Annotated in this window: 3 rRNA genes; all 3 read right to left on the bottom strand. The window is 53.8% G+C overall.

Annotated features, from left to right (window positions below):
* Nucleotides 1-63: 63 nt before the first annotated feature.
* Nucleotides 64-180 (bottom strand): 5S ribosomal RNA (rrf, locus tag ACIOTL_RS18040).
* Between the two features lie 164 nt (nucleotides 181-344).
* A 23S ribosomal RNA gene (locus ACIOTL_RS18035) occupies nucleotides 345-3,477 on the bottom strand.
* Nucleotides 3,478-4,075: 598 nt separating this feature from the next.
* Nucleotides 4,076-5,601: ribosomal RNA gene (locus ACIOTL_RS18030) — 16S ribosomal RNA — on the bottom strand.
* Together the 16S, 23S and 5S rRNA genes form the textbook arrangement of a ribosomal RNA operon.
* Between the last annotated feature and the right edge of the window lie 189 nt (nucleotides 5,602-5,790).

Here is a 5,790-nt window from a genome sequence, read left to right as displayed (position 1 = left end):
GTTAAACAGGTGAGGCCCCGGCACCAAACGGTACCAGGGCCTCAAACCATCTACTCAAGTTAAGTCCGGCGGTGACCTACTCTCCCACACCCTCACGAGTGCAGTACCATCGGCGCAGTGGGCCTTAGCTTCCGGGTTCGGTATGGGACCGGGCGTTTCCCCCACGCTATGACCGCCGTAACAATCACGAAGCACACAAACCAAAACGTTTCCTGGTCAGTGTTTTCCGGTGCTACAAAGTCTTGTAACTCATCTTGTATTTGCTGGCTAGAGGTTGTTGTCTCGTAACCGCATAGTGAACGCGAACAGCATTGAAATCATCAGTTCAAATATTGTTTTATTGTGTGTTGAAAGTCATCGGCCTATTAGTACAGGTCAGCTACACAAGTCTTTAGTCCTTGCTTCCACATCCTGCCTATCAACCCAGTGGTCTAGCTGGGGGCCTCTCACACTCAAGGTGCATGGAAATCTCATCTCGAAGCAGGCTTCCCGCTTAGATGCTTTCAGCGGTTATCCCTTCCAAACGTAGCTAATCAGCGATGCACTTGGCAGTACAACTGACACACCAGAGGTTCGTCCGTCCCGGTCCTCTCGTACTAAGGACAGCCCTTCTCAAATTTCCAACGCGCGCAGCGGATAGGGACCGAACTGTCTCACGACGTTCTAAACCCAGCTCGCGTACCGCTTTAATGGGCGAACAGCCCAACCCTTGGGACCTACTCCAGCCCCAGGATGCGACGAGCCGACATCGAGGTGCCAAACCATGCCGTCGATATGGACTCTTGGGCAAGATCAGCCTGTTATCCCCGAGGTACCTTTTATCCGTTGAGCGACGGCCCTTCCACGAGGTGCCGCCGGATCACTAGTCCCGACTTTCGTCCCTGCTCGAGCTGTCACTCTCACAGTCAAGCTCCCTTGTGCACTTACACTCGACACCTGATTGCCAACCAGGCTGAGGGAACCTTTGGGCGCCTCCGTTACATTTTAGGAGGCAACCGCCCCAGTTAAACTACCCATCAGGCACTGTCCCTGAACCAGATCATGGTCCGAAGTTAGGTGACCGGTACAGCCAGAGTGGTATTTCAACGATGACTCCACCTGAACTAGCGTCCAAGCTTCACAGTCTCCCACCTATCCTACACAAGCTGCACCGAACACCAATACCAAACTATAGTAAAGGTCTCGGGGTCTTTCCGTCCTGCTGCGCGTAACGAGCATCTTTACTCGTACTGCAATTTCGCCGAGTTCATGGTTGAGACAGCGGGGAAGTCGTTACTCCATTCGTGCAGGTCGGAACTTACCCGACAAGGAATTTCGCTACCTTAGGATGGTTATAGTTACCACCGCCGTTTACTGGGGCTTAAATTCTCAGCTTCGCATTACTGCTAACCAGTCCTCTTAACCTTCCAGCACCGGGCAGGAGTCAGTCCGTATACATCGTCTTGCGACTTCGCACGGACCTGTGTTTTTAGTAAACAGTCGCTTCCCCCTGGTCTCTGCGGCCCACACCCGCATCAGAGAAGCAAGTTCTCATCACGGGGCAGGCCCCCCTTCTTCCGAAGTTACGGGGGCATTTTGCCGAGTTCCTTAACCATGATTCTCTCGATCGCCTTAGTATTCTCTACCTGATCACCTGTGTCGGTTTGGGGTACGGGCGGACTTGGACCTCGCGCCGATGCTTTTCTAGGCAGCATAGGATCACCGAATCACCCCGAAAACGGGGCGCCTATCAGGTCTCAGAATATATGAGCGGCGGATTTGCCAACCACTCTTCCTACACCCTTGGACCAGGTCAATTCCATTGCCTGGCTCGGCTACCTTCCTGCGTCACACCTGTTAATACGCTGACCTCACTGCATCGGTTCCCACCACATCAACCAGCAAGATACCCGAAGGCACCAACAGCTAGCGTCAATCATGGTTAGCATCCACAGCTCAGTATGGGCGGTCCTTCGCCGGTACGGGAATATCAACCCGTTGTCCATCGACTACGCCTGTCGGCCTCGCCTTAGGTCCCGACTAACCCAGGGCAGATTAGCTTAACCCTGGAACCCTTGATCATTCGGCGGACGGGTTTCTCACCCGTCATTCGCTACTCATGCCTGCATTCTCACTCGTGTGGCCTCCACCGCTGGTTTACACCGCGACTTCACCGTCCACACGACGCTCCCCTACCCATCCAAACACCCAATCGAAACCAGGTTAATATTTGAATGACGCAACTTCGGCGGTGTGCTTGAGCCCCGCTACATTATCGGCGCGGAATCACTTGACCAGTGAGCTATTACGCACTCTTTCAAGGGTGGCTGCTTCTAAGCCAACCTCCTGGTTGTCACAGCAACTCCACATCCTTTTCCACTTAGCACACGCTTAGGGGCCTTAGTTGGCGTTCTGGGCTGTTTCCCTCTCGACTATGAAGCTTATCCCCCACAGTCTCACTGCTGCGCTCTCACTTGCCGGCATTCGGAGTTTGGCTAAGGTCAGTAACCTTGTAGGGCCCATCGCCTATCCAGTAGCTCTACCTCCAGCAAGAAACACGCAACGCTGCACCTAAATGCATTTCGGGGAGAACCAGCTATCACGAAGTTTGATTGGCCTTTCACCCCTACCCACAGCTCATCCCCTCCATTTTCAACTGAAGTGGGTTCGGTCCTCCACACGCTCTTACACGCGCTTCAACCTGGCCATGGGTAGATCACTTCGCTTCGGGTCTAGATCACGCCACTCAAACGCCCTATTCAGACTCGCTTTCGCTACGGCTTCCCCACACGGGTTAACCTCGCGACGTAACACTAACTCGCAGGCTCATTCTTCAAAAGGCACGCCATCACCAGGGAACAAGTCCCCAGCTCTAACGGATTGTAAGCGCACGGTTTCAGGTACTATTTCACTCCCCTCCCGGGGTACTTTTCACCATTCCCTCACGGTACTGATTCACTATCGGTCATCAAGTAGTATTCAGGCTTACCAGGTGGTCCTGGCAGATTCACACAAGGTTTCACGGGCCCCGTGCTACTCGGGTATCAACACTAGAACGGCAGACACGCATTACACCTACGGGACTATCACCCTCTATGGTCCGGCATTCCAACCGATTCACCTATACGCCTGCACCTCATCCCACCAGCAAGATAGCGCTGGTACATGTCAACCCCACAACCCCGGTGATGCAACGCCTATCCGCTATCACACACCAACCGGTTTAGCCCCATCCGCGTTCGCTCGCCACTACTAACGGAATCACTGTTGTTTTCTCTTCCTGCGGGTACTGAGATGTTTCACTTCCCCGCGTTCCCTCCACACAGCCTATACATTCAGCTGCAGGTCACACCACATAACATGGTGCGGGGTTCCCCCATTCGGAAATCCTGGTCTCAACGTCCGGTTATCGACTCCACCAGGCTTATCGCAGATTCCCACGTCCTTCATCGGCTCTTGATGCCAAGGCATCCACCGTGCGCCCTTAAAAACTTCAACACAACATCAAAGTCAAAAGATATGAGCAATAAAACAATCTAACAAAATCACGCAGACAAGACTCCAACACCAGGCAATCCAAGGAAAAGGACTACCCAGCTCATCTCATCTGCAAGATGCTCGCGTTCACTATACAGTTCCCAAACAACAACCCCGCACCCCCGCAACAACACCCCAAAACCAACACCAACCAAAGGCCAGCATCAATCCAACAGGACATCCTTGCAGCAAACACAGGACAAACACCGAAACACCAAGAACCCCTCACCCAAGCGAACACCACCAGGACCCTCCCCACAGGAAGAACCCCGGCAACCATTCACCAGGAAAGGAGGCTTGTTGCCTCAAAACCCAACAGCATGCCAAACCATACAAACCACACAACACCCACACACCGCATTCCAGCACCGCAAGAAGAAAACCCCCTGCAATGCGTACTAGCAGATGCCCAAGCACCACGCGGCCACAGCCAATACCCCGCACCAGCATCAGCCAGCACGTTTTCCGGTATTGAGTCCATTGATATTCCACCCATGAGCAACCCACCCGGACAACACTCGTGTCCAGCATGGGCAACCAATAATGGTTAGCTCCTTAGAAAGGAGGTGATCCAGCCGCACCTTCCGGTACGGCTACCTTGTTACGACTTAGTCCCAATCGCCAGTCCCACCTTCGACGACTCCCCCCACACAAGGTGGTTAGGCCATCGGCTTCGGGTGTTACCAACTTTCGTGACTTGACGGGCGGTGTGTACAAGGCCCGGGAACGTATTCACCGCAGCGTTGCTGATCTGCGATTACTAGCGACTCCGACTTCATGGGGTCGAGTTGCAGACCCCAATCCGAACTGAGACCGGCTTTTAGGGATTAGCTCCACCTCACAGTATCGCAACCCATTGTACCGGCCATTGTAGCATGCGTGAAGCCCAAGACATAAGGGGCATGATGATTTGACGTCATCCCCACCTTCCTCCGAGTTGACCCCGGCAGTCTCCCATGAGTCCCCACCTTTACGTGCTGGCAACATGGAACGAGGGTTGCGCTCGTTGCGGGACTTAACCCAACATCTCACGACACGAGCTGACGACAACCATGCACCACCTGTGAACCAGCCCCGAAGGGAAACCCCATCTCTGAGGCGGTCTGGCACATGTCAAGCCTTGGTAAGGTTCTTCGCGTTGCATCGAATTAATCCGCATGCTCCGCCGCTTGTGCGGGCCCCCGTCAATTCCTTTGAGTTTTAGCCTTGCGGCCGTACTCCCCAGGCGGGGCACTTAATGCGTTAGCTACGGCGCGGAAAACGTGGAATGTCCCCCACACCTAGTGCCCAACGTTTACGGCATGGACTACCAGGGTATCTAATCCTGTTCGCTCCCCATGCTTTCGCTCCTCAGCGTCAGTAAATGCCCAGAGACCTGCCTTCGCCATCGGTGTTCCTCCTGATATCTGCGCATTTCACCGCTACACCAGGAATTCCAGTCTCCCCTACATCACTCTAGTCTGCCCGTACCCACCGCAGATCCGAGGTTGAGCCTCGGACTTTCACGGCAGACGCGACAAACCGCCTACGAGCTCTTTACGCCCAATAAATCCGGATAACGCTTGCGCCCTACGTATTACCGCGGCTGCTGGCACGTAGTTAGCCGGCGCTTCTTCTGCAGGTACCGTCACTTTCGCTTCTTCCCTACTGAAAGAGGTTTACAACCCGAAGGCCGTCATCCCTCACGCGGCGTCGCTGCATCAGGCTTTCGCCCATTGTGCAATATTCCCCACTGCTGCCTCCCGTAGGAGTCTGGGCCGTGTCTCAGTCCCAGTGTGGCCGGTCACCCTCTCAGGCCGGCTACCCGTCGTCGCCTTGGTGAGCCATTACCTCACCAACAAGCTGATAGGCCGCGAGTCCATCCCCCACCGATAAATCTTTCCACCAACAACCATGCGGTCAAAGGTAATATCCGGTATTAGACCCAGTTTCCCGGGCTTATCCCAGAGTCGGGGGCAGGTTACTCACGTGTTACTCACCCGTTCGCCACTAATCCACCCAGCAAGCTGGGCTTCATCGTTCGACTTGCATGTGTTAAGCACGCCGCCAGCGTTCATCCTGAGCCAGGATCAAACTCTCCATAAAAAAATAAAAAGCCACCGGCAACCCCTTGGAAAATAAGGGCGAAGCCAATGAAGTCCTGGCGAATAATAAAACACTCAAGAACACTGCACGGGGGTGCAATGCCTCAAGCAAATGTTATGTATTCACCAAATAAAAATATTCGGTATCAACAAACTTGGCACACTATTGAGTTCTCAAACAACAAACACT

The organism is Glutamicibacter sp. NPDC087673, assembly GCF_044743255.1.
In the GTDB taxonomy this organism is placed as follows: Bacteria; Actinomycetota; Actinomycetes; order Actinomycetales; family Micrococcaceae; genus Glutamicibacter.
Note: the sequence above shows the minus strand (reverse complement) of the source record. Positions and strands in the feature narration are given on the sequence as shown.